This window comes from Dokdonella koreensis DS-123 (assembly GCF_001632775.1).
GTDB classification, from domain to species: Bacteria; Pseudomonadota; Gammaproteobacteria; order Xanthomonadales; family Rhodanobacteraceae; genus Dokdonella; species Dokdonella koreensis.
The window spans coordinates 2,083,624-2,106,376 of the sequence record NZ_CP015249.1; the positions used below are offsets into that span (position 1 = coordinate 2,083,624).

The 22,753-nt window shown below is 72.1% G+C and carries 19 protein-coding genes and 2 pseudogenes; 13 read left to right on the forward strand and 8 right to left on the reverse strand.

Annotation, left to right across the window (positions count from 1 at the left end; genetic code table 11):
- Positions 1 to 289: 289 nt before the first annotated feature.
- The 5 genes from I596_RS08395 (at position 290) to I596_RS08415 (ending at position 4,463) form a co-directional block, all read left to right on the forward strand.
- Complete coding sequence (locus I596_RS08395; RefSeq protein ID WP_067646357.1) at positions 290 to 547, forward strand: FeoA family protein; 258 nt, start codon at positions 290 to 292, stop codon at positions 545 to 547.
- The gene (gene feoB / locus I596_RS08400) at positions 544 to 2,358 is read left to right on the forward strand and encodes a ferrous iron transport protein B (RefSeq protein WP_067646360.1); all 1,815 of its coding nucleotides are present in this window, start codon (positions 544 to 546) and stop codon (positions 2,356 to 2,358) included. Before I596_RS08395 ends, feoB begins: the two co-directional genes overlap by 4 nt.
- Positions 2,355 to 2,669 (forward strand): DUF6587 family protein, encoded by a 315-nt coding sequence (locus tag I596_RS08405; protein WP_067646363.1) that lies wholly within the window; start codon positions 2,355 to 2,357, stop codon positions 2,667 to 2,669. The genes feoB and I596_RS08405 overlap by 4 nt, the downstream gene beginning before the upstream one ends.
- A gap of 108 nt (positions 2,670 to 2,777) precedes the next feature.
- Complete coding sequence (gene hutG / locus I596_RS08410) at positions 2,778 to 3,560, forward strand: N-formylglutamate deformylase (protein ID WP_067646366.1); 783 nt, start codon at positions 2,778 to 2,780, stop codon at positions 3,558 to 3,560.
- Positions 3,561 to 4,463 (forward strand): DMT family transporter, encoded by a 903-nt coding sequence (locus tag I596_RS08415; protein ID WP_067646369.1) that lies wholly within the window; start codon positions 3,561 to 3,563, stop codon positions 4,461 to 4,463.
- Positions 4,464 to 4,474: 11 nt separating this feature from the next.
- On the opposite strand, the gene I596_RS08420 is transcribed toward I596_RS08415, so the two are convergent.
- Positions 4,475 to 5,713, reverse strand: a complete 1,239-nt coding sequence (locus I596_RS08420) for an MFS transporter (RefSeq protein ID WP_067646372.1) — start codon at positions 5,711 to 5,713, stop codon at positions 4,475 to 4,477.
- Positions 5,714 to 5,915: 202 nt separating this feature from the next.
- On the opposite strand from I596_RS08420, the gene I596_RS08425 reads away from it, so the two are divergent.
- On the forward strand, positions 5,916 to 6,692 hold the full coding sequence (locus I596_RS08425; protein ID WP_067646376.1) for an AraC family transcriptional regulator: 777 nt from the start codon (positions 5,916 to 5,918) through the stop codon (positions 6,690 to 6,692).
- Positions 6,693 to 6,852: 160 nt separating this feature from the next.
- On the opposite strand, the pseudogene infA reads toward I596_RS08425, so the two are convergent.
- From infA to trxB, 4 genes and pseudogenes are all read right to left on the reverse strand, one after another.
- Positions 6,853 to 7,070: pseudogene (gene infA / locus I596_RS08430) on the reverse strand (translation initiation factor IF-1).
- 103 nt (positions 7,071 to 7,173) lie between these two features.
- Complete coding sequence (gene aat, locus I596_RS08435) at positions 7,174 to 7,905, reverse strand: leucyl/phenylalanyl-tRNA--protein transferase (protein WP_067646379.1); 732 nt, start codon at positions 7,903 to 7,905, stop codon at positions 7,174 to 7,176.
- A complete protein-coding gene (locus tag I596_RS08440; protein WP_067646382.1) occupies positions 7,902 to 9,041 on the reverse strand; it encodes a GNAT family N-acetyltransferase in 1,140 nt (379 codons plus the stop codon). Before I596_RS08440 ends, aat begins: the two co-directional genes overlap by 4 nt.
- Before the next feature lie 29 nt (positions 9,042 to 9,070).
- Positions 9,071 to 10,033 carry a thioredoxin-disulfide reductase gene (gene trxB, locus I596_RS08445; RefSeq protein ID WP_067646384.1) on the reverse strand — a complete coding sequence of 321 codons (963 nt, stop codon included), beginning with the start codon at positions 10,031 to 10,033 and terminating at the stop codon, positions 9,071 to 9,073.
- A gap of 266 nt (positions 10,034 to 10,299) precedes the next feature.
- Here trxB and ald point away from each other — a divergent pair, with 266 nt between their 5' ends.
- From ald to I596_RS08465, 4 genes are all read left to right on the forward strand, one after another.
- Positions 10,300 to 11,361, forward strand: coding sequence for an alanine dehydrogenase (ald, locus tag I596_RS08450; protein ID WP_067646387.1), 1,062 nt, complete (start codon positions 10,300 to 10,302; stop codon positions 11,359 to 11,361).
- A 43-nt stretch (positions 11,362 to 11,404) separates the two neighbouring features.
- The gene (locus I596_RS08455) at positions 11,405 to 13,726 is read left to right on the forward strand and encodes a DNA translocase FtsK (protein WP_067646391.1); all 2,322 of its coding nucleotides are present in this window, start codon (positions 11,405 to 11,407) and stop codon (positions 13,724 to 13,726) included.
- Between the two features lie 91 nt (positions 13,727 to 13,817).
- Positions 13,818 to 14,477, forward strand: a complete 660-nt coding sequence (lolA, locus tag I596_RS08460) for an outer membrane lipoprotein periplasmic chaperone LolA (protein ID WP_067646395.1) — start codon at positions 13,818 to 13,820, stop codon at positions 14,475 to 14,477.
- 109 nt (positions 14,478 to 14,586) lie between these two features.
- Positions 14,587 to 16,773: a tetratricopeptide repeat protein gene (locus tag I596_RS08465; protein ID WP_067646398.1), complete on the forward strand. Its 2,187-nt coding sequence runs from the start codon at positions 14,587 to 14,589 to the stop codon at positions 16,771 to 16,773.
- Positions 16,774 to 16,789: 16 nt separating this feature from the next.
- Here the strand turns inward: I596_RS08465 and I596_RS08470 are convergent, their stop codons facing one another.
- Positions 16,790 to 17,248 (reverse strand): hypothetical protein, encoded by a 459-nt coding sequence (locus I596_RS08470; protein WP_150132080.1) that lies wholly within the window; start codon positions 17,246 to 17,248, stop codon positions 16,790 to 16,792.
- Between the two features lie 205 nt (positions 17,249 to 17,453).
- Here I596_RS08470 and I596_RS08475 point away from each other — a divergent pair, with 205 nt between their 5' ends.
- Entirely contained in the window at positions 17,454 to 17,867 is a 414-nt protein-coding gene (locus I596_RS08475; protein WP_067646404.1) for a hypothetical protein, read from the forward strand.
- A 13-nt stretch (positions 17,868 to 17,880) separates the two neighbouring features.
- On the opposite strand, the gene I596_RS08480 is transcribed toward I596_RS08475, so the two are convergent.
- Complete coding sequence (locus tag I596_RS08480; protein WP_067646407.1) at positions 17,881 to 18,861, reverse strand: hypothetical protein; 981 nt, start codon at positions 18,859 to 18,861, stop codon at positions 17,881 to 17,883.
- Complete coding sequence (locus I596_RS08485; RefSeq protein ID WP_083965463.1) at positions 18,858 to 19,631, reverse strand: CsgG/HfaB family protein; 774 nt, start codon at positions 19,629 to 19,631, stop codon at positions 18,858 to 18,860. Before I596_RS08485 ends, I596_RS08480 begins: the two co-directional genes overlap by 4 nt.
- An 80-nt stretch (positions 19,632 to 19,711) precedes the next feature.
- Here I596_RS08485 and I596_RS08490 point away from each other — a divergent pair.
- Positions 19,712 to 21,054, forward strand: a pseudogene (locus I596_RS08490) (replication-associated recombination protein A).
- Positions 21,051 to 22,583, forward strand: coding sequence for a D-alanyl-D-alanine carboxypeptidase/D-alanyl-D-alanine endopeptidase (gene dacB, locus I596_RS08495; protein ID WP_067646410.1), 1,533 nt, complete (start codon positions 21,051 to 21,053; stop codon positions 22,581 to 22,583). Before I596_RS08490 ends, dacB begins: the two are co-directional and overlap by 4 nt.
- The last annotated feature ends 170 nt before the right edge of the window (positions 22,584 to 22,753 follow it).

Sequence of the window (22,753 nt, forward strand, 5' to 3'; positions counted from 1 at the left end):
GGCGGAAGTATAGCCTGTGGCCCCAGTCGCCTGGCAATCACGCGCCTGCCGGAGCGGGGCCTTGCGGCCATTCGACGCAGGCGGCGCCGGCACGGATCACGCGGGCGGTCGGATGTCGGCGGCCGATGGCCGGCGGCGGTACGTGCCGCGCGGCACTGGATGCGAATGGGTCTCGCCCCTATCTGGGGCTATACTCCCGCTTTCGCCGCCGCCCGCGAGGCGCGGCGGCCGCCGCCGCAGGTCCTTTCGCTCCCGGAGGCCCTGCATGCGCGATCGATGAAGGTTTGCCGTGCGCTTGTCCGAGCTTCAGAAGAATATCCCCGCGGTGGTCACGGGCGTCGTCGACACCGGTGCCGATGATCCGATCGCGCGGCGACTGCGCGAGCTGGGCTTCGTCGCCGGCGAGCCGATCCGGATCGTGGCATCGGCGCCGCTCGGGCGCGACCCGGTGCTGGTGCAGATCGGCTCGACGCGTTTCGCGTTGCGCCAGAGCGAGGCGGCGCGGGTCGAGGTGACGGCCGGCACGGCCGGGCAGGTGCCCGCATGAGCGTCCTGCAGATCGCCCTGGTCGGCAATCCCAACTGCGGCAAGACCGCGCTGTTCAATCGCCTGACCGGTGCGCGCCAGAAGGTGGCCAACTACGCCGGCGTCACGATCGAACGCAAGGAAGGCCACTACACGGCGCCGTCGGGCCGCCAGGTGCGCGTGCTGGACCTGCCGGGCACGTACAGCCTGGCGGCGACCAGCCCGGACGAGGCGATCACGCGCGACGTGTGCCTGGGCCGGCATCCGGGCGAGGCGGTGCCGGACCTGATCGTGTGCGTCGTCGACGCGACCAACCTGCGCCTGCACCTGCGCTTCGTACTGGAGCTCAAGGCGCTGGGGCGGCCGCTGGTGCTCGCGCTCAACATGGTCGACGCCGCACAACGGCGCGGCATCGTCGTCGATGCCGCGGCGCTGGCGCGTGAGCTGGGCATCCCGGTGGTCGCCACTGTCGCGGTCCGCCGGCACGGCGCGCAGGCACTGGTCGAGTGGATCGACACGGCGGCGGTCGCGGCCCCGTCGGCAGCGCCGGTCGGGGACGTGCACGCCGAGGTGCGGCGCATCCTGGCGGTCGCCGTCGGCAGCCCGCGCGATACCGCGGCGACCGATCAGGCGATCGACCGGGTGGTGCTGCATCCGCTGGCCGGCCCGCTGATCCTCGCCGCGGTGATGTTCCTGATCTTCCAGGCCGTGTTCGCCTGGGCCGAGCCGCTGATGGACGGCATCGAGGCCGGCTTCGGCGCGCTCGGCGCGGGCCTGGCGGCGCTGCTGCCCGACGGCCTGCTGCGCAGCCTGCTGGTCGACGGCATCGTCGCCGGCGTCGGCGGGGTGGTCGTGTTCCTGCCGCAGATCCTGATCCTGTTCCTGTTCATCCTGGTGCTGGAGGAGTCGGGCTACCTGCCGCGCGCGGCGTTCCTGCTCGACCGGCTGATGCGGCGGGTGGGCCTGACCGGACGCTCGTTCATCCCGCTGCTGTCGAGCTTCGCCTGTGCGATCCCCGGCATCATGGCCACGCGCAGCATCGCCGATCCGCGCGACCGCCTGACGACGATCCTGATCGCGCCGCTGATGACCTGCTCGGCGCGCCTGCCGGTCTACACGCTGCTGATCGCTGCCTTCATCCCGCAGCGCAGCGTGGCCGGCGTGTTCAACCTGCAGGGCATCGTGCTGTTCGCGCTGTACGCGGCGGGCATCCTCAGCGCGATGGCCGTGGCCTGGGTCGTCAAGCGCTTGCGCCGCGACCAGGGCGAGCACGCGCTGCTGATGGAGCTGCCCGCGTACCGTTGGCCGCATGTGCGCGACGTGGCGATCGGCCTGTGGGAGCGCGCGATGATCTTCCTCAAGCGCGTCGGCGGCATCATCCTCGCGCTGACGGTGATCCTCTGGTTCCTGTCCAGCTTCCCGGCACCGCCGGACGGCGCCAGCGGACCGGCGATCCAGTACAGCCTGGCCGGCCGCATCGGTGGCCTGCTGGAGATCGTGTTCGCGCCGCTCGGGTTCAACTGGCAGATCTGCATCGCCCTGGTGCCCGGGCTGGCCGCGCGCGAGGTCGCGGTCTCGTCGCTGGCGACGGTGTATGCGCTGTCCGGCCACGAAGAAGGCCTCGCGGCGATCGTCGCGACGCAGTGGTCGCTGCCGACCGCGCTGTCGCTGCTGGCCTGGTACGTGTTCGCGCCGATGTGCCTGTCGACGCTGGCCACCGTGCGCCGCGAGACGAACAGCTGGCGGCAGGTCTGGATCATGGCCGGCTACCTGTTCGCCCTGGCCTACGCGGCGTCGCTGGCGACCTACCAGATCGGCCGGTGGCTGGCATGAGCGCCGCGCTCGAACTCGCCCTCGTCGTGCTGATCGTCGGCTGGGCCGCGATCGCGGCGCTGCGCCGCCTGGCGCCGCGCACGGCGCGGCGCTGGCAGGCGGGCATCGCCGACCGCATCGACCGGCCCGGCCGGCCGGCGTGGCTGCGCCGCTGCGGCCGCGTGCTGCGTCCGTTGGCGGCATCGGGCGGGTCCTGCGGCGACGGCTGCGGCAGCTGTGGCAGTTGCGGGCCGGCGCCGGCCGGACCGCAGCCGCTGGTGTTCCACCCGCGGCGCCCGCCGGCGCCGCGGCCTCCCGGCGGCGGGCGCTGAGCGAGAGGACGCCGGTGCGGTGCTGCGTCCGTGCCCGCTGCGTGGCCCCGACGGTGCCGATACGCTCTAGCATGCCCTCGCCATGCCGGCGACGATGGATGTGACGCAATGACGATCTTCACCCTGCATCGCGGCAGCGCGCCGCTCCTGGTCAGCCTGCCGCACGACGGTACGGCGGTGCCCGACGCGATCGCGGCGCGGCTGACACCCTCGGCACGGCAGGTGCCCGACACCGACTGGCACGTCTCGCAGCTGTATGCGTTCGCGCGCGCGCTGGGCGCCTCGATCCTGGCGCCGCGGCACTCGCGCTACGTGGTCGACCTCAACCGGCCGCCGGACGACACCTCGCTGTATCCGGGCCGGAACACCACCGGCCTGTGCCCGCTGGTGCAGTTCAGCGGCGAGCCGGTGTACCTGCCGGGGCAGGCGCCGTCGGCCGACGAGGTCGCCGCGCGCGTGGATACCTACTGGCGCCCGTACCACGCGGCGCTGGCCGGGGAACTGGACCGCCTGCACGCCACCCACGGCCGCGCCGTGCTGTGGGAGGGGCATTCGATCCGTGCCGCGGTGCCGTTCCTGTTCGAGGGGCAACTGCCGGACTTCAATCTCGGCACGGCCGATGGCGCCAGCTGCTCGACCGGCCTGCAGCAGCGCCTGACCGGCGTGCTGGAGGGGCAGGACGCGTACAGCTTCGTCGTCAACGGCCGCTTCAAGGGCGGCTACATCACGCGCCACTACGGCCGGCCCGGGCAGGGCATCGATGCGGTCCAGCTCGAGCTTGCCCAGCGGCGCTACATGGACGAGGCGACGTTCGCGTACGTCGAGGAACGTGCCGGGCCGACGCAGGCGCTGATCCGCCGCCTGCTGGAAGCGGCACTGGAACCCTACTGAATGACACCGCCGGCGACGGAGCGCCTGCTCGGCGGCGTGGTGCTGGCGGCGGTCGGCGCGGTGGCGTTCTCCGGCAAGGCGATCATCGTCAAGCTCGGCTACCGGCACGGTGTCGATGCGGTCACGCTGCTGGCACTGCGGATGCTGGTGGCGCTGCCGTTCTTCGTGGTGATGGGGCTGTGGGCGCAACGGCGCGGCGGGCCGCCGATCGGCCGCGGCGACGCGCTGCGCATCGCCGCGCTCGGTTTCTTCGGGTACTACCTCGCCAGCTTCCTGGATTTCGCCGGCCTGTCCTACATCACGGCGACGCTGGAACGGCTGATCCTGTACCTGACGCCGACGCTGGTCCTGCTGATCGGCTACCTGGCCTACCGGCGGCGGGTCGGCACCCGCCAACTGGCGGCGCTGGCGATCAGCTATGCCGGCGTGGCGCTGGCCTTCGGGCACGACCTTTCGCTCGGCGGCACCGACGTGGCGCTCGGCGGCGCGCTGGTGTTCGCCAGTGCGCTGAGCTATGCGATCTACCTGGTCGGCAGCGGGCAACTGGTCGCGCGCATCGGTGCGTTGCGGCTGACCGCCTATGCCAGCACGGTGGCCTGCGTGCTGTGCCTCGCGCAGGCCTTCATCCTGGCCGGGCCGGCTGCGTTCGCCGGCATCGTGCCGCCGGTGTGGTGGCTGTCGCTGCTCAACGGCACGCTGTGCACGGTGTTCCCGGTGCTGGCGGTGATGATGGCGATCGAGCGGATCGGTCCCGGGCTGGCCGCGCAGATCGGCATGCTCGGGCCGGTCTCGACGATCGTGCTGAGCGTGCTGGTGCTGGGCGAGGCGATGGGTCCCTGGCAGGTGGCCGGGACGGTGCTGGTGCTGGCCGGTGTGCTGGTGGTGTCGCGGCCGCCGGCCTGAGGCCGCGGCGGTCAGCCGGCGCGTGCCGGGCGTGTCGCGCCCGGCCGCATCGCCGGCAGGAACCAGGCGAGCAGGCCGATGGCCGGCAGCCAGGCGCAGAGGCGGTAGACGGCCTGGATGCCGATGTGGTCGGCGAGCTGGCCGAGGACCGCCGCACCGATGCCGCCCATGCCGAACGCGAAGCCGAAGAACAGGCCGGCGATCGTGCCGGTCCGGCCCGGGACCAGGTCCTGCGCATAGACCAGGATCGCCGCGAACGCCGAGGCCAGGATCAGGCCGATCACGATCGTCAGCACGGTGGTCCAGAACAGGTTCGCGTGCGGCAGCAGCAGCGTGAACGGCAGCACGCCGAGGATCGAGCCCCAGATCACGTAGCGGCGGCCGATGCGGTCGCCGATCGGTCCGCCGGCGATGGTGCCGACCGCCACCGCGCCGAGGAACGCGAACAGGTGCAACTGCGCGCGCTGCGCATCCACGCCGAAGGTTTCCATCAGGTAGAACGTGTAGTAGCTGGTCAGGCTGGCCAGGTAGAAGTACTTGGAGAAGATCAGCAGGCCCAGCACGGCCAGGGCGGCGGCCACGGTCCGCCGGGGGAGCACGGGCTCGCCGCCACGCTGGCCGCGCTGCGGCACGCGGGACAGGTGCGCGCGGTACCAGCCGCCGATCCGGCCGAGCAGCACGATCGCGACCAGTGCCGCCAGCGCGAACCAGGCGACGCTGCCCTGGCCGCGCGGCATGACGATCCAGGCCGCCAGCAGCGGGCCGATCGCCGAACCGACGTTGCCGCCGACCTGGAACAGCGACTGCGCCAGGCCGTGGCGGCCGCCGGAGGCCATGCGTGCGATGCGCGAGGATTCGGGATGGAAGACCGAGGAGCCGGTGCCGATCAGCGCGGCGGCGACCAGCAGCGCGGTGAAGCTGGCCGCCTGCGAGAGCAGCAGCAGCCCGATCAGCGTCGAGCCCATGCCGATGGCCAGCGAATAGGGTTTCGGGTGGCGGTCGGTGTAGAGGCCGATCACCGGCTGCAGCAGCGAGGCGGTGAACTGGAACGTCAGCGTGATCAGGCCGATCTGGCCGAAATCGAGCGCGAAGGATGCCTTGAGCAACGGATACAGCGCCGGCAGCAGCGACTGGATCAGGTCGTTCAGCAGGTGGCAGACGCTGAGGCTGGCCAGGATCGGGAAGGCGGTGGCGGCCGGCGCCGGTGCGGCCGGTGCGGGCAGCGGAAGATCGTTGGCGGAGGTGGACATCGGATCGGGTGCGGGAAGGGGCGCCAAACCGGGAAGGACGGCTCCATCGGCGATGCCGGGGAGCCGTCCCACCCGCATCCGCCAGTAGGGAGGGAGGTGCTGGCGGAGTGCACGGGCCTGACGAGGGCCAGGCGGCAGTAGACTCCCGGGGGGCGGTCCACGCATCATTGCCCAGGCCAATCATCCTTTCGATCGGGCCATCGTGAAGAACGTCCAGCCGCACGAGGTCGAAGCTACGCCGGGGCCGTTCGTCGCCGTCGGCAGCTGTTATCCGGCGGGCCACCACGTGCCCCGCCACCGGCATTGGCGCGCGCAGTTCCTGTATGCCGCCGACGGCGTCGCCCTGGTCGATACCGACCTCGGCAACTGGGTGGTGCCGCCGGAACGCGCGGTCTGGATTCCGGCCGGCGTCGCGCACGAGGTGACGATGCTGGCGCCGGTGGACCTGCTGAGCCTGTATGTCGCGCCCGATGCGGCCACGGGGTTGCCGGTGGCCTGCCGGGTCGTGGGTGTTTCGAGGCTGGCAGGCGGCCTGCTGCGCGAGGCGGTCGAGCTGCCGCCGGCCTATCCGAGCGGCTCGCGCGAGGACCTGATCTTCTCGCTGCTGCTGCTGGAGATCGGCCGCGCCCCGGAGCTGCCGCTGAAGGTGCCGTTCCCGGGCGACCCGCGCCTGGCCGCGCGCTGCCGCCGCTACCTGGAACAACCCTCGCCGCACCAGACGATCGACGACTGGTGCGAGGAACTGGCCATGAGCCGGCGCTCGTTCACGCGCCGCTTCCGCGCCGAGACCGGGTTCGGCTTTGCGGCCTGGTGCCGCCAGGCCTGCCTGCTGGCGGCGCTGCCGCGGCTGGCGGCCGGCGTGCCGATCACGACGATCGCCTTCGACCTCGGCTACGAGAGCGCTTCGGCGTTCGCGACGATGTTCCGCCGCACGCTGGGCGCGGCGCCGAGCCGGTTCCTGGCCGGCGCGGCGGCCTGACCGCTCGCCGGGCGCAACGGCGCCATGACGGCACGGCCGGATCCCGCGCACGGGAACGGCGACGAGGCGTGTCGTCGGGTCGAGCAGGGAGAGAGCGCGTGGGTCCCGGGCGGGCGCCGCGGGAACGTCGGGCCGGTACGGCGATCCGCCGTCGCCGCGACTACTTCATGCGGTAGGTGATGCGACCCTTGGTCAGGTCGTAGGGGTCATCTCGCACTTGACCTTGTCGCCGGTCAGGATGCGGATGTAGTTCTTGCGCATGCGCCCGGAGATATGGGCGGTGACCACGTGGCCGTTCTCGAGCTTCACGCGGAACATGGTGTTGGGCAGGGTTTCGAGAACCGTGCCTTCCATTTCGATGACGTCGTCTTTGGACATTCGGGGGCAGGCAGCCTTGGTCGGCAGGCGGAAAGGCGCGGGATTCTGCCACGAACGCGCCGTGAACGAAACGTTTTCGTTCGGATCGGCGCCGTTCGCGGCCTTACCGGCCGGCCAGCTGCGGCGGCGCCAGCGGCGGGAACGCCGCGGTCCAGGCGCCGATCCGCCCGGTCTCCCCGGCCAGCCGGCGCACCTGGGCCAGGAACTGCGTCCGCGGCAGCGCGCGGGCCCCGAGCGTGACCAGGTGGGCGGAACGGACCTGCGCATCGAGCAGCGGCCAGGACCAGCCGTCCAGCGCCCTGGCCAGGGCGAGCAGGGCGACCTTGGAGCCGCCACTGGCGCGGCTGAACATCGATTCCCCGAAGAACATGCGGCCGACGGCGACGCCGTAGATGCCGCCGACCAGGGTGTTGCCGTCGCGGACCTCGACCGAATGGGCGTGGCCGCGTTCGTGCAGCGCGACGTAGGCGTCGAGCATCGCCGGGCCGATCCAGGTGCCCGGCTGGCCCTCGCGCGGTGCGGCGCAGGCCTGCATGACCTCGGCGAAGGCGGTGTCGGCGCTGATCGTCCAGTGGCAGCCGCGCAGCCAGCGCCGCAGCCGCTGCGGCACGTGCATCGCGCCGGTGGCGAAGACCATGCGCGGATCGGGCGACCACCACAGGATCGGTTCGCCGTCGGAGAACCACGGGAAGATCCCGTGTGCGTAGGCATCGAGCAGGCGCTCGGGCGACAGATCGCCACCGGCGGCGAGCAGGCCATCCGGGTCGCGCAGGGCGGTCTGCGCCGGCGGGAACGGCTCGCGCCGGTGCGGCGAGAGGATCGGTATGCGGATCATGGCGTGGCCGCGTACGGGCTGTGCGCCAGCACCTCGTCGCGATAGGCGTGCAGCAGCGCCGTCTCGCGCGTCAGCGCGGCGCCGATCGCGTCGCGGAAGCGCGCATCGGCGATGTGGTGGAACGAATGCGTCGCCACCGGCAGGAAGCCGCGTGCGACCTTGTGCTCACCCTGTGCGCCGGGCTCGAAGCGGGCCAGGCCCTCGCGCAGGCAGTAGGCGATGCCCTGGTAGTAGCACGCCTCGAAATGCAGGCCCGGCACCTCGGCGTCGGCGCCCCAGTAGCGGCCGTAGAGCGTATCGGACGAGCGCAGGAACAACGCCATCGCGACCAGCGTGTCGCCGCGCCGGCACAGCGCCACCAGGGTCTGCGCCGGCAGGGCGCTGCCGAGGTAGCGGAAGAAGGCGGGCGTCAGGGCCGGGAAGTTGCCGTGGGCGTCGAAGGTCTGCCGGTAGAGCCGGTGCACCTCGCGCCAGGTGGCCGCGTCGAGCGCGCCGCCGGGCACCAGGCTGCAGGCGATGCCGGCGCGCGCGACCTGCGCGCGCTCGTGGCGGATGTTCTTGCGCTTCTTGGCGGTGAGCGCGGCGAGGAACGCGTCGAAGTCCTGCCAGCCGCGGTTCTCCCAGTGGAACTGCCAGTCCATCCGTGCCAGCCAGCCGGCCTCGCCGAGGGCCTGCGCGTCCGGTGCCGTCGCGAAGTTGGCGTGTGCCGAGGACAGGCCGAGCCGGCCGGCTTCCTGCTCGATCAGGCCGGCCAGCACGCGGCGCAGGGCCGGTGCGTCCCCGCCGGTACCGGCCAGCAGCCGCGGGCCGGTCACCGGCGAATACGGCACGCCGACCAGCAGCTTGGGGTAGTAGGGCAGGCCGTGGCGCTCGTAGGCGGCGGCCCAGTTCCAGTCGAACACGAACTCGCCGTGCGAGTTGCCCTTGAGGTACAGCGGGGCGGCCGCGACCAGCGTGTCGCCGGCGTAGAGGCCCAGGTGGTGCGGCTGCCAGCCGTACTCGGGCGACAGGCAGCCGTGGCGTTCGAGGCCGGCCAGGAACGCGTGGCCGACGAACGGGTTGTCGTCGGGCCGCAGCGCGTCCCAGGCGTGGGCCTCGATCGCGTCGAGGCGCGGATGGAACCGCGCTTGCAGCATCGGCGGGCCGGTGCGCGGTCCCGGTGCCCTCAGCCGGCCAGCCCGATCGAGTCGAGGTAGCGCTCGGCGTCGAGCGCGGCCATGCAGCCGAAGCCGGCCGAGGTCACCGCCTGCCGATAGACCTGGTCGGCCACGTCGCCGGCCGCGAACACGCCCGGCACGCTGGTGGCCGTGGCGCCGCCGTCCAGGCCGGTGCGGATCGTGATGTAGCCGTTGCGCATGTCCAGCTGGCCCTCGAAGATGCCGGTGTTGGGCGTATGGCCGATCGCGACGAACATGCCGGTGACCGGGATGTCGCGCGTCGTGCCGTCCTGCGTGCTCTTGAGCCGCACGCCGTTGACGCCGGTCGCGTCGCCCAGCACTTCGGCGACGGTATGGTTCCAGACGACCTCGATCTTGCCGGCGCGCTCCTTCTCGAACAGCTTGTCCTGCATGATCTTCTCGGCGCGCAGCTTGTCGCGGCGGTGCACCAGCGTCACCTTGCGCGCGATGTTGGCCAGGTACAGCGCCTCCTCGACGGCGGTGTTGCCGCCGCCGATCACGGCGACCTCCTGGTCGCGGAAGAAGAAGCCGTCGCAGGTGGCGCAGGCGGAGACGCCCTGGCCCTTGTACTTCTCCTCCGAGGCGAGGCCCAGGTACATCGCGGTCGCGCCGGTCGCGATGATCAGCGCGTCGCAGGTGTACTCGCCGGCATCGCCCTTCAGGCGGAACGGGCGCTGCTTGAGGTCCACGCTGTGGATGTGGTCGAACACCATCTGCGTCTCGAAGCGCTCGGCGTGCTCGGCCATGCGCTTCATCAGGGCCGGTCCCTGCAGGCCCTCGACGTCGCCGGGCCAGTTGTCGACGTCGGTCGTCGTCATCAGCTGGCCGCCCTGGGCGATACCGGTGATCAGGGTCGGCTTGAGGTTCGCGCGGGCCGCGTAGACCGCGGCCGTGTAGCCGGCCGGGCCGGATCCGAGGATCAGCAGGCGGGTGTGCTTCGGAGTCGTCATGTATAATCCCGGCCGATTTTTCCGGCCCTGTTCGCTTGGGTTCTCTGCCACGCCGGGCGCGAGGTTCGTCGACCTCGGCGACCGGCTCCGGATGCTCCCCCGTCGTTGCGTCTTCGCGGTGTCCGTCGGACGGCCGCGCAGGCGATCGCGGGGAGTCGGGAGGATGGGGCGAAGGGGCTGGCGAATCAAGGTTGCAATGCGGGATGCGTCGCGATGGCGCACCGCTCAGAATGGCTACTCACATCATCCTTTTTGCGGAGATCACGATGCGCATCGGTATTCCTGCCGAAACCAAGACCCTCGAAGGCCGTGTTGCCCTGGTGCCGGCGGCCTGTGCCGATCTGGTCAAGCATGGCCACGAGGTGTTCATCGAGTCCGGTGCCGGTCGCAAGAGCGGCTTCTCCGACGAGGACTTCGCGAGAGTGGGCGTCAACGTGGTCGCCGATGCCGACGCGCTCTATGCGGCGGGCGAGCTGATCGTCAAGGTCAAGGAGCCGATCGCCGGCGACCTGGCGCGCCTGCGCAAGGACCACCTCCTGTTCTGCTACCTGCACCTGGCGGCCGAGCCGGCGCTGACCGCGCGCCTGCTCGAGATCGGCCTGACCGGCGTCGCGTTCGAGTCGGTGCAGGAAGCGGACGGCTCGCTGCCGCTGCTGGCACCGATGTCGGTCATCGCCGGCCGCATCGCCGTGCAGATCGGCACGCACCTGCTGCACCAGCCGGCGGGCGGCAAGGGCAAGCTGCTCGGCGGCCTGCCGTCGACCGAGCGCGGCAAGGTCGTCGTGCTGGGCGCGGGCGCGGCCGGCAGCAACTCGGCGGCGCTGGCCGCCGCGGGCGGGGCCAACGTCGTCGTGTTCGACATGAAGCCCGAGCGGCTCGCGCAGATGATGGCGCTGGGCAGCAACGTCACGGCGCTGTACCCGTACGAGGAATACGTCGCCCGCGAAGTGCGCAACGCGGACCTGGTGATCGGCGCGGTGCTGATCCCGAGCGCCAAGGCGCCGCGCGTGGTCACCGCCGAAATGGTCAAGTCGATGGAGCCGGGCAGCGTGCTGGCCGACATCTCGATCGACCAGGGCGGCTGCTTCGAGACCTCGCGGCCGACCACCTGGGCCGAGCCGACCTACGTCGTCGACGGCGTCACGCACTTCGCCGTGACCAACATGCCCGGCGCGGTGCCGCAGACCTCCTCGCAGGCGATCTCGGCGGCGATCCTGCCGTACGTGCAGCGGCTGGCGAAGGGGCCGGCGTGGCGCGAGTCGGCGGCGCTCAAGGCCGGTATCAACATCGCGGCGGGCGAGATCGTTCACCCGGCTTTGAAGTCCTGACAAAACAATAGATTGTCTGGAAAATCTCAGGTAAATTGTTTCGGTGGCGCGCGAATCCGGCAGTAAACCCCGACCTGTCTCCAATGCCTGGCTGCAACGCCTGGTGCGCGAGGCCGGCTTCCTGCTGCTCCTGCCGCTGGCGATCTACCTGTTCGCCTGCCTGCTGACCTACAGCCCGCAGGACCCGGGCTGGTCGCATGCCGGCCAGCCCGACCGCATCGGCAATTTCGGCGGTGCGGTCGGGGCGTGGTTCGCGGACCTGCTGTTCTATTTCTGCGGGCGCCTGGCCTACGCCTTCCCGCTGCTGTTGCTGGCGATCGGCGCGGCGGTGCTGCGCGGTGGCCCGGCCAGCCAGCGGACGGCGTTCGGGCCGATGCTGCGCCTGGTCGGCTGCGTGGCGGTGTTGGTCGCCGGTTCGGGCCTGACCCATCTCAACGTCGGCGGCCCCACGATCCTGCCGGCCGGCCCCGGCGGCATCCTCGGCCAGGTGGTCGGCGACGGCCTGATGCATGCCTTCGGCGTCCTCGGGGCGGACCTGTTCCTGCTGGCGCTGTTCCTCATCGCGGTGACGCTGGCGACCGGGCTGTCGTGGTTCGCCCTGATGGACCTGATCGGCCGCAACCTGGTCAATGCCGCCGGCTGGCTCGGCGGCACCCTGCGCAAGGCCGACGACTGGAGCGCCGCGCGCGAGGCGCGGGTCGAGCGCGCCGAGACGCGCAAGGTCGAGACGGTGCGCCAGGCCAAGCGCGAGCCGATCAAGATCGAGCCGGTGCTGGCGCCGATCGAGAAGAGCGAGCGTGCCCAGCGCGAGAACCAGATCCCGCTGTTCGCCGGCGCCGCCGCCGAGGGCGAGCTGCCGCCGCTGTCCCTGCTGGACGAGCCCAAGCAGCAGGTCAAGGGCTATTCGCCCGAGACGCTGGAGGTGCTGTCGCGCCAGGTGGAGCTGAAGCTGCGCGACTTCCGCATCGAGGTGCAGGTGGTCGGCGTGTTCCCGGGGCCGGTCGTCACGCGCTTCGAGCTGCAGCCGGCGCCGGGCATCAAGGGCAGCCAGATCTCCAGCCTCGACAAGGACATCGCCCGCGGCCTGTCGGTGGTCAGCGTGCGCGTGGTCGACGTGATTCCCGGCAAGTCGGTGATCGGCCTGGAGATCCCCAACGTCAACCGCGAGATCGTGTACCTGTCCGAGATCCTGCGCTCGGACCGCTACGACGCGATGAAGTCGCCGCTGGCGCTGGCGCTGGGCAAGGACATCGCCGGCCGGCCGCACGTGGCCGACATCGCCAAGATGCCGCACCTGCTGGTCGCGGGCACGACCGGCTCGGGCAAGTCGGTGGCGCTCAACGCGATGGTGCTGAGCCTGCTGTACAAGGCCACCGCCGCCGACGTGCGCATGATCATGATCGACCCGAAGATGCTCGAGCTCTCGGTCTACGAGCGCATCCCGCACCTGCTGGCGCCGGTCGTCACCGACATGAAGGAAGCGGCCAACGCGCTGCGCTGGTGCGTGGCCGAGATGGAGCGGCGCTACAAGCTGATGGCCGCGGTCGGCGTGCGCAACCTCGCCGGCTTCAACAAGAAGGTCAAGGAGGAGGAGGCCAAGGGCCAGCCGCTGCTCGACCCGCTGTTCCGGCCGGACGCCTCGCAGCCGCAGCGCGTCGCCGAGCCGCTGCAGCCGCTGCCGTACATCGTCGTCATCATCGACGAGTTCGCCGACATGATGATGATCGTCGGCAAGAAGGTCGAGGAGCTGATCGCCCGGCTGGCGCAGAAGGCGCGCGCCGCCGGCGTGCACCTGATCCTGGCCACGCAGCGGCCGTCGGTGGACGTCATCACCGGCCTGATCAAGGCCAACATCCCCACGCGCATCGCGTTCCAGGTGTCCTCGAAGATCGACTCGCGCACGATCCTCGACCAGAGCGGCGCCGAAACCCTGCTCGGCCACGGCGACATGCTGTTCCTGCCGCCGGGCACCGCCAGCCCGGAGCGCGTGCACGGCGCCTTCGTCGACGACCACGAAGTCCATCGGGTGGTCGAATGGCTGCGCCAGCAGGGCGAGCCGGACTACATCGATGGCGTGCTCGAGGAAGTGCAGACGCTCGCCGACGGCAAGGTCATCAGCGACATCGGCCTGCCGCTGGATGCGGAGGAAAGCGAGGGCGGCGAGGACGCGCAGCTGTACGATCGCGCGGTGCGCATCGTCACCGAGACGCGCCGCGCATCGATCTCCGGCGTGCAGCGCCACCTGCGGATCGGCTACAACCGCGCCGCGCGGCTGATCGAGCAGATGGAGCGCGACGGCGTGGTGAGCACGCCCGAGCACAACGGCAACCGCACGGTCCTGGCACCGCCGCCGCCGAAGGACTGACCCGCATGCGCGCGCGAGGTCCGGTTCGAACGCGCTTCATCCGCGCTGGCGTCTACTGCGCGGCGTCCTTCAGCCCAAGAGAGTGTTCCGCGTGCGCCCGATCGCGACCTGCCTGACCCTGTTGCTCGCCGTCCTGTCGCCGCTCGCCGCGGCCGCCGAATCCGCCCGTGCGCGGATGGAGGCGTTCTCCAGGGACCTCAAATCGGTCAGCGCCGATTTCAGCCAGACCGTCCGCACCGCCCAGTCCGGCGGCGGTGACGCGTCGCGCGGCCGGCTGGCGCTGCAGGCGCCGCGCCAGTTCCGCTGGCAGACGACCGAACCGTTCGAGCAACTGATCGTCGCCGACGGCACGCGCGTGTGGATCTACGATCCGGACCTGGAGCAGGTCAGCGTGCGCAGCCAGAGCACCGAGGAAGCGCAGAGCCCCCTGACGGTCCTGACCGATCTCTCGCTGATCGACCGCGATTTCGTCGCCAGCGAAGCCGGCGAGCGCGACGGCCTGATCTGGCTGCGCCTGACCTCGCGCGCCGAGGAGCCGGAGTTCGAGTACGCCGAGCTGGGCTTCGATGCCGGCGGCCTGGCGCGGATGCGCTTCAAGGACCAGCTCGGCAACGAGACCGAGATGCGCTTCACCGATTGGAAGCGCAATCCGGCCCTGCCGGCCGATACCTTCCGGTTCACGCCGCCCAAGGGCGTGGATGTGATCGGCGACACCGGCCCGGGGCCGCAGGTGATTCCGATCGGGGATTGAGGGCCGCCGCGGACGGCGGCCGGGATTGGGATCGCGCCGGCGAGTCCGGATCGAGGGGGAAAGGGGTGCCGACGACAACGCTGTCGGGAAACCGGCGACGCATCGATCCATGAGCCGCCGCGCATCCGCCGGTGCCGCTGCCGGCCTGGCGTGGCTGATCCTGCTGGCCGGTGCGCTGCAACTGGGCGCCGCGCAGGGACAGGATCCGCCCGGCGCCGACGAGCAGCCGTTGTCCGAATGCCGCGCCCTGCGCCATCCGTCGCCGGCCCGTGCGGCCACGGTCTGCGCGGCCGCGGCGGATCGGGCATTGGCGCAGGGGCGCACCAGCGAGGCGGTCGAGGCGATGTTCCATGCCAGCGAAGCGGCCCAGGCGCTGGGCGAGTTCGAGGCGGCCGAGCGCTGGCTGGCGCAGATCGAACGGTCCCTGCGCGAGCACGGCACGGCGGAGGATCGCTTCCGGCTGGCGCGGCGCACGGGCATGCTGGCCTTCCGCCGCGACCGGCCCGCCGATGCCTTGCATGCCTTCGAGCGTGCGCGCGTCCTGGCCGGGCCGCTGGGCGATCGCGAGCGCGCGATCGCGTTCAACGACCTCGGCATCGTCCAGCGCAAGCTCGGCGACTATCCGGCGGCGCTGTCCAGTTTCATCGCCAGCCTGGAGCTGCGCTCGCGTGCCGGGCAGGAGCAGGAGGTCGGCCCGGCCCTGCAGAACATCGCCGACGTCTACCGGGAGGCGGGCGACCTCGACCAGGCCGAGGCCTACCTGCGCAAGGCGATCCAGCTGCACACCGAGGGCGGCGTGCCGCTCAAGGCGGCGCATGCGCACGAGTCGCTCGGCCTGGTGGCGGCGGCGCGCGGCGACACGGCGGCGGCCGCCACGGCCTATGCGGCCGCCGCGGCGATCTTCGACGAGGCCCAGGCGGCGCCGGACCGGTTGCGCGTCGTGCTGCGCCAGGCGGACCTGGCGTCGAGTGCCGGTGACGCGGCGGCGCTGACCGCGGGGCTGGCCGCGGCCGGCCCCCTGGTCGAAGCGCTCGGCGGCAACGAGCCGCTGGCCTACGTGCGCCTGGATGCCGAGCGTCTCGCCTTGGCCGGCCGCCCGCGCGAGGCCTTCGGGCGCCTCTCGGCGCGGCTCGATCGCGACGATCCGTCCGACGCGTTGGCCGAACGCCAGCAGGCGCTGGCACGCCTGGCCGCCTGGGCGGAGGCGCTCGGCGACTGGCGCCCGGCACTGGCCTTGCAGCGCCGGGCCTTCGAGGCGCAGCAGGCGCTCGACGAGCGCCAGCGCAGCGAGGTGGTGGACCGCCTGCGCATCCGCTACGGCCTCGCCGAGCGCGAGCGCGAGCTGGCGCAACTGGAACTGGAGAGCAGCCGCCAGCAGGGCGCGCTGAAGGACGCGCGGCGCACACGCGACGGACTGCTGGCCGCGGCGGCGGCGATCCTGCTGGCCCTGCTGGCCCTGCATCGCCGCCGCGTGTGGCAGCTGCGGCTGCAGGCCGAGCGCAGCCGCGTGCAGCTGGAGCAGGAGCTGGATCGGTTCCGCGCGGCGGCCGCGCGCCTACGCGCGGACCGCCATCGGCTGCGGCTGGCGCTGGACCGGGCCGGCGAGCCGCTGCTGTTGGTCGATGCCGCCGGGCAGGTCTATCTGGCCAACCGGGCCGCGCGCGCGCTGCTCGGCCGTCCCGACGCGGAACCGTCGGGCAGCCCGGAGCAACTGGCCGATTGGATCGAGCCCGGTCAGGCGCAGCGGATCGGCGACTGGCTGCGGGGCCTGGACGACGCCCCCGGGGCACCGGTGGCGATCGACGCTGCCGGTGCCGGCATGTGGCTGATGCCGCTGGCGCTGGAGGAGGAACTGATCGTGCTGGGCCTTTCCGCGGCCGCCGGTCCCGACGCGCAGACCCGCCACCTGCTGGAGGACCTGCGCGACGCCCATGCGCGTGACGAGTCGACGCTCGCGCCGGCCACGCCGCCGCCCGCCGGCGCGGCACCGGAGGCGTTTCGCCGGGCCCTGGTCGCCCTGATGCGGGCGGCGGTGGACGCCTGGGAATCGAGTACGCGCAAGTCGCGCCTGGACCTGGCCGAAGCCAGCGGCGTCTGGCGGATCACGATCGACGACGGTCGCCTGCGGGTCCGCACGATGGAGCGCTACCTCGGCATGGAGCGCATGCCGGAGCGGCCGCGCTGGCGCGAGGTGCTGCGCACGGCCTATTTCGTGCTGGCCGAGTGCCCGCTGGACACCGGGCAGCGCGAACGGCTGCGCGGGCTCATCGACGCCGTCAAGGCGCTGGCCCGCTGATACTCCCCCGCGGCGGCTATCGGACCGGGTTGTTCGGCTGCGTCGGCAAGGTCGGCAGGCCCAGCGGCCGCCGGCAGACCAGGCACACCCCACTCAGCCCGCTGGATGCCTGGTAGCTGTGGTGGTGGTCGTCGTCGAGGAACGAGGCCGGTCCGGTGACGACCGGGATGATCGACACGGCGCCGGTATCCTGCTGCAGGTTCGAGGCCAGCAGCACACAGTAGGCAGCCGAGTAGCTGCGGGCGGCGTGGTAGTCGTCGTCGAACACGCCGCAATCCCTGTTGTGGATCTCATAGGCGCAGGCGGGGCTCTGGCGGAAGTTCGACAGGACCTGCCCGGGGATCTGGAAGGTTCCCAGCTCCGTGACCTGGCCGCCGCTGCACCAGGTGGTCGAGTAGGGCTCCTCGTGCGCGGCGGCCGGCAGCGCGGCGGCGGCCAGTGCCCAGAGGGCGGCGATAGGGGCAAGCGGCTTCATCGCGAACGGCTCCACGGTGGGGATGCCCGAGTCTGGCGGCGCTGCCGCCAGGCTGTCGAGGCCGGAGCCGGGACGAAACCGGGAAAAAAGACCCGCCGGGCGCCATTTGATCCCGGTTTCGTCCTCGCGCCCGGCGGCGGCCCGCCGCTAGCGTCGTCGCGCTGCCGGGCGACCGCCCGGAGCCCAACGACGGAGAACGACACCGATGAAGATCACCATGCACCTGCTCGCACTCGGCCTGGCTTGCGCGGCACCGCTCGCCCATGCCACGCATGACGGCGTGAGCGGCTGGGCCGGCCTGGTCTGCTATTCCGACGGCAGCGGCAGGACCGTCATCGACTACCAGAGCATCAACGCCTGCAATGTCCGCGTCGCCGATGCCGCCGCCAACCCGCCGACCGGTGCCAGCGTGACTTCGATCACCTACTGCGCCTTGCGCGGCACCGGTACGGCGCTGCCGTGGTGCCTGCGGAGGAACGACGACTTGTTCAGTGTCGAGATCGAGAACGGCGACATCCGGCCGGCGCTGGACTTCAAGCAGCGGCTGGACGACCTGCGCAAGCGCTACCTGATCGACGAGTACGAGCGCCAGCTCCAGGAACTGCATCGCGGACGTTGACCGCCGCGGCGGCTCACGGCGCGTCGGACGCGTCCGACGCGCCGACCTGCATCGGCCGGTAGCCGGCCGGCACCTCGAACGTTGCCTCCGGAACGTCGACGCCGCTGCGGAACGACAGCGTCGCCGTACCGGTCGGGCGCCCGTCGCGGTAGCAGCGGCGGCGTAGTGGCACGCTCGGCGGGCCGGCCTCGTCGGCGGCCTCGGGGTGCAGCTCGGCCAGCCCGCGGCCGACGGTCGCGCCGACCGTGGCGATGCGATTGAGCCGGCGCAGCGCCGCCGGTTCCAGGTCCAGGTCCGCGATCGGACTGAGGCAGTCCTCGCGCAGCACGGTCTCGCCGCGGACGGTGCGTTCGACGCGGCAACGGCGGCCGTCGATCGTGGCCTCCTCGCCGCGTTCGGTGCGGGTCTTGCGCCACGGCGTCGCCGCGGCGTCCTGCGGTGCGACCGGATGGGCCGCTTGCGAGGCCCGGCCACCGGCCATCGCCGCGGCGACCGCCTGCCGGCGGTCACCGCTCGGGACGGTGCTCGCCATCGTTTCGGCGCAGCGCGCGGCGGCCTCGGCGTAGTCGGGATCGCCGAAGCCGAGATCGGCCATCTCGGGACAGGACGCCACCTGCTGCGCGCGCAAGCGGGCCGTCAACGTCGCACGGTCCATGCCGGTCACCTTGGCGGCCTCGTTGCCGGCGTGGATGTGGCTGCTGCGCATGACGTCGCTCTGGAAATCGATCGCGTCGTCGTCCGACTCCATCGTCATGTACGTGCCGAGCTCGTGCAGCACCTGGGTCATCAGCTGTTCGCCGTCGTCGGCGATCGTCGACATCGGCGTGCCGTCCACGTGCATGTCGATGCGCGCGCGCAGGCCGCTGATCGTCATGCGGTCGAAGTCGGTCGGGCAGTCGCCTTCGTGGCGGTACTCGATGACCGTCCCGGCGTCGACGCCGGCCGAGGCGGCGAGCAGCAGGACGAGCAGGCGGGCGGGGCGGTGATGGTTCATCGCGATCGTTTCCGGGTGTCGTGGTCGAGGTCGATGGCGCGCCGCGTCGCGTCCACGCGGCGCCGGTCCTTCTCGGCGTACCCGGCCATGCAGCCGTCGCGGCGGACCATCGCGCATTCGAGGTAGTCGATGACCTCGATCACCGCGGCGCGCACGACGCGGGCATCGGCCTCGCTCTTGAACGCTTCGTAGCCGAGGCCCGCGCCGCCGAGACCGACCTGGACCGACGTGGCGGTCCGGGTCGTACGCCCTTCGATCGAGCGCGCATAGCGGATCTCGCCGCTTTCGGTGTCGACCACGCGCAGGTCGATCGCCAGGTACGCCGTTTCCGATCGCCGCGAGCCGCCGATGCCGGCGAAGCCGCCGCGAACGGCGCGGGTCTCGACGCCGGGCTGGAATGCGGTCACCGTGCCCATGACCAGGTAGTCGGCACCGGTCAGCTGGCCGATGCGCGGGCCGTCGCCGGGCTGCACCCGGCCGGAGGTGCCGAGGTCCTGCTCCTCGAGCACCGCCGCCAGCCGGCGCCGCTCGACGACGGTGAAGACCGGGCGCGCCGCCAGCTCGTTGGTCAGGATGTTGGTCAGCACGCGGCCGATGCCGCCCTGGAACGGCAGCGCACCGGTCTCGTCCTGGAACTTGACCACGCCGAGCACCGGCGTCCCCGCGGCGCTGGCCTGCACGGCCGGCGCCGCCGTCCAGGCGATCGCCAGCGCGGCGGTGAGGACATGGCGCATCAGGCGGGCCGGAGCGGTCGGAAGGGGCGCGTTCATGCCTTCCAGGACGACGCGGCGCCGCGGTTCCTATCACGCGGTCCGGCCGATGCCGCGGGCAGGGCGGGTATCATCGGGCGATGCCTCGCCGACCGCCCCCTGCACCCGCCCTGTTCACCGAATCGGACACGCTCAAGCCGCTGGCCGAGCGCATGCGCCCGCGCACCCTGGACGACATCGTCGGCCAGAGCCGGCTGCTGTCCGCGGGCAAGCCGCTGCGCCGCGCGATCGAGGCCGGCAAGGTCCACTCGATGATCCTGTGGGGTCCCCCGGCTGCGGCAAGACCACGCTCGCGTTGCTGCTGGCACGCTATGCCGACGCCGATTTCCGCGCGATCTCGGCGGTGCTCTCGGGGTTGCCGGAGGTGCGCGCGGCCCTGGCCGAGGCCGAGGTGCGCTACCAGCAGGGGCGCCGCACGGTGCTGTTCGTCGACGAGGTCCACCGCTTCAACAAGGCCCAGCAGGACGCCTTCCTGCCGCACATCGAGCGCGGCGTGATCCTGTTCGTCGGCGCGACGACCGAGAACCCCTCGTTCGAGCTGAACTCCGCGCTGCTCTCGCGCTGCCGCGTGCACGTGCTCGAGGCGGTCTCGGTCGAGGACATCCGCCGGGCGCTGGCGCGCGCGCTGGCCGATCCGGAGCGCGGGCTCGGCGAGCTCGGCCTGTCCGTCGACGACGCCTCGCTCGGCCTGATCGCGCAGGCGGCCGACGGCGACGTCAGGCGCGCGCTGACGCTGCTGGAGATCGCCGCGGAACTGGCCGAGGACGGCCGCATCGACGAGACCACGCTGACCCAGGTGCTGGCCGACCGCACGCGGCGCTTCGACAAGGGCGGCGAGCAGTTCTACGACCAGATATCGGCCCTGCACAAGTCCGTGCGCTCGTCCGATCCGGACGCGGCGCTGTACTGGTGCACGCGCATGCTCGACGGCGGCGTCGACCCGGCCTACCTGGCGCGGCGGCTGACGCGAATGGCGATCGAGGACGTCGGGCTGGCCGATCCGCGGGCCTGGACGATGACGCTGGAAGCCTGGGACACCTACGACCGGCTCGGTTCGCCGGAAGGCGACCTGGCGCTGGCGGAAGCGGCGCTGTACCTGGCGATCGCCGCCAAGAGCAATGCCGCCTATGCCGCGTTCAACACCGTCAAGGCCGAGATCGCGGCGAGCGGCACGCTGGAGGTGCCGATGCACCTGCGCAATGCGCCGACGCGGCTGATGAAGGGCCTGGGCTACGGCAAGGGCTACCAGTACGACCCCGATGTCGAGGGCGGTGTCGCGCTCGACCAGCAATGCCTGCCCGACGCGCTGGCCGGCCGCGTGTTCTACGCACCGGTGGCGCGCGGCATGGAGCTGAAGATCGCCGAGAAGCTGCATGCGCTGCGCGCGGCCCGCAAGGCGGCCCGCGGCGAGGCCGGCGATTGAAACGGCCGGCGTGCTGGCTGGCGGCGCTGCTGCTGGGCACGGCCGGCGGCACCGTCCAGGCGGCCGGTGCCGCCGCGACCCGCGCGCAGATCGATGCGATCCTCGCCGAGCCGCGCTTCGCCGCGGCGAGCTGGGGCGTCCAGGCGGTGTCGATCGACAGCGGCCGCACGGTCTATGCCCACCAGGCCGAGCGCCTGCTGGTACCGGCCTCGACGGCCAAGCTCTACACCGCGGCGCTGGCGCTGGCGACATTCGGCGGCGACTACCGGATACCGACGACGCTGTTCGCGACGGCGGCACCGGCTCGCGACGGTGAACTGCACGGCGACCTGGTCCTCTACGGCTACGGCGATCCGGCGCTCGGCGCCGATGCGGACGTGTCCTGGGCCGACCGGCTGGCGATCGCGCTGCGCCGGCGCGGCGTTACCCGCGTGCACGGCGACCTGATCGGCGATGCCACGCGCTTCGCGGCGCCGCTGTTCGGCGCCGGCTGGGAAGCGGCGGACCTGCAGAGCTGGTTCGGCATGCCCGCGGCGGCGCTCAGCGTGGACGAGAACCTGGTGACGGTCCGCATCCGGCCGGCGCCGCAGGTCGGGGCGATGGCCGGCCTGCGCTTCGAGCCGCCCGGCTCGGCGCCGGACCTGGCCAATCGCCTGCTGACGGTCGCCCGCGGGCGGCCCACCGATGTCGGCCTGTTCCGCGCACCGGGACAGGCCACGCTGCAGGCGTTCGGCAGCATCGCCGCCGATGCGGGCGAGCAGCGCTACCGCCTGGCGCTGGTGGACCCGGCGCTGACGGCGGCCGGCCAGCTGCGCGACGCGCTGGCCCGGCAGGGCGTGACGCTGGAAGGGCGGTTGCGCAGCGTCTACTGGCCGGAGCGCACCGTGGCGATGGCCGCCGATGCGCCGCAACGCATCGCCGAGGTGCACTCGCCGCCGCTGGCCGACCTGGTACGGCGCGGGCTCAAGGTGTCGCAGAACCTGTACCTGCAGAATCTGTTCCTGCTGGTCGGCGCGGCGGAGGCGGACAAGGTGCGCGCGCTGCAGCCCGACTCCCTGCCGTTCCGCAGCACCGATCAGCGGGCGGCCGATGCGCTGCGCCGTTATTTGTCGGGCCTCGGCATCACACCGCAGCAGGCTTCGATCGAGGACGGGGCCGGCCTGTCGCGGCGCAACCTGACCTCGGCCGCGGCGCTGGCCACCCTGCTGCAACGCTGGGGCGACACGCCCGACGGCGCGGCCTTCCGGTTGGCGCTGCCGCAGGCGGGCGTCGACGGCTCGCTCGCCGGCCGCCTGCGCGATACGCCCGCGCAGGGCCGCGTCCATGCCAAGACCGGCGCGATGAACGGCATTCGCGGCCTGGCCGGCTACCTGACCACCGCCGCCGGCGAACGGCTGGCGTTCGCGATCCTGCTCAACAACTACCAGCCGCCGGGGGACGCGGCCACGGCACGGCCGAGCGGCGAGATCGACCGCATCGTGCTGGCGCTGGCCGCGCTCGACGAGCGCAGTTCCGCGGCAAGGCCCTAGCCGGGGCAGCGGTTTCGTCGCCGGGTCGCACCGGCAGGCTGCGCGGCGCCGGCCGGTCGAAGCGGCGGGCCGCCGCGGCGTGGCCCGATAAAGAGAAAGCGGCCGCCCGATGGCGGCCGCGCTCGTCTGCCGATGGCGACGGCAACCGGCGGCGAAGCCTCGCCGCCGGC

What these genes read in the sequence shown, in the direction of transcription:
- I596_RS08405 (WP_067646363.1), top strand. Translation starts at nt 2,355, where the DNA reads ATGAGCGCCGCGCTCGAACTCGCCCTCGTCGTGCTGATCGTCGGCTGG.
- trxB (WP_067646384.1), bottom strand. Translation starts at nt 10,033, where the DNA reads ATGACGACTCCGAAGCACACCCGCCTGCTGATCCTCGGATCCGGCCCG.
- I596_RS08480 (WP_067646407.1), bottom strand. Translation starts at nt 18,861, where the DNA reads ATGAACCATCACCGCCCCGCCCGCCTGCTCGTCCTGCTGCTCGCCGCC.
- aat (WP_067646379.1), bottom strand. Translation starts at nt 7,905, where the DNA reads ATGATCCGCATACCGATCCTCTCGCCGCACCGGCGCGAGCCGTTCCCG.
- I596_RS08475 (WP_067646404.1), top strand. Translation starts at nt 17,454, where the DNA reads ATGAAGATCACCATGCACCTGCTCGCACTCGGCCTGGCTTGCGCGGCA.
- feoB (WP_067646360.1), top strand. Translation starts at nt 544, where the DNA reads ATGAGCGTCCTGCAGATCGCCCTGGTCGGCAATCCCAACTGCGGCAAG.
- ald (WP_067646387.1), top strand. Translation starts at nt 10,300, where the DNA reads ATGCGCATCGGTATTCCTGCCGAAACCAAGACCCTCGAAGGCCGTGTT.
- I596_RS08465 (WP_067646398.1), top strand. Translation starts at nt 14,587, where the DNA reads ATGAGCCGCCGCGCATCCGCCGGTGCCGCTGCCGGCCTGGCGTGGCTG.
- I596_RS08440 (WP_067646382.1), bottom strand. Translation starts at nt 9,041, where the DNA reads ATGCTGCAAGCGCGGTTCCATCCGCGCCTCGACGCGATCGAGGCCCAC.
- I596_RS08415 (WP_067646369.1), top strand. Translation starts at nt 3,561, where the DNA reads ATGACACCGCCGGCGACGGAGCGCCTGCTCGGCGGCGTGGTGCTGGCG.
- I596_RS08420 (WP_067646372.1), bottom strand. Translation starts at nt 5,713, where the DNA reads ATGTCCACCTCCGCCAACGATCTTCCGCTGCCCGCACCGGCCGCACCG.
- I596_RS08470 (WP_150132080.1), bottom strand. Translation starts at nt 17,248, where the DNA reads ATGAAGCCGCTTGCCCCTATCGCCGCCCTCTGGGCACTGGCCGCCGCC.
- hutG (WP_067646366.1), top strand. Translation starts at nt 2,778, where the DNA reads ATGACGATCTTCACCCTGCATCGCGGCAGCGCGCCGCTCCTGGTCAGC.
- I596_RS08485 (WP_083965463.1), bottom strand. Translation starts at nt 19,631, where the DNA reads ATGAACGCGCCCCTTCCGACCGCTCCGGCCCGCCTGATGCGCCATGTC.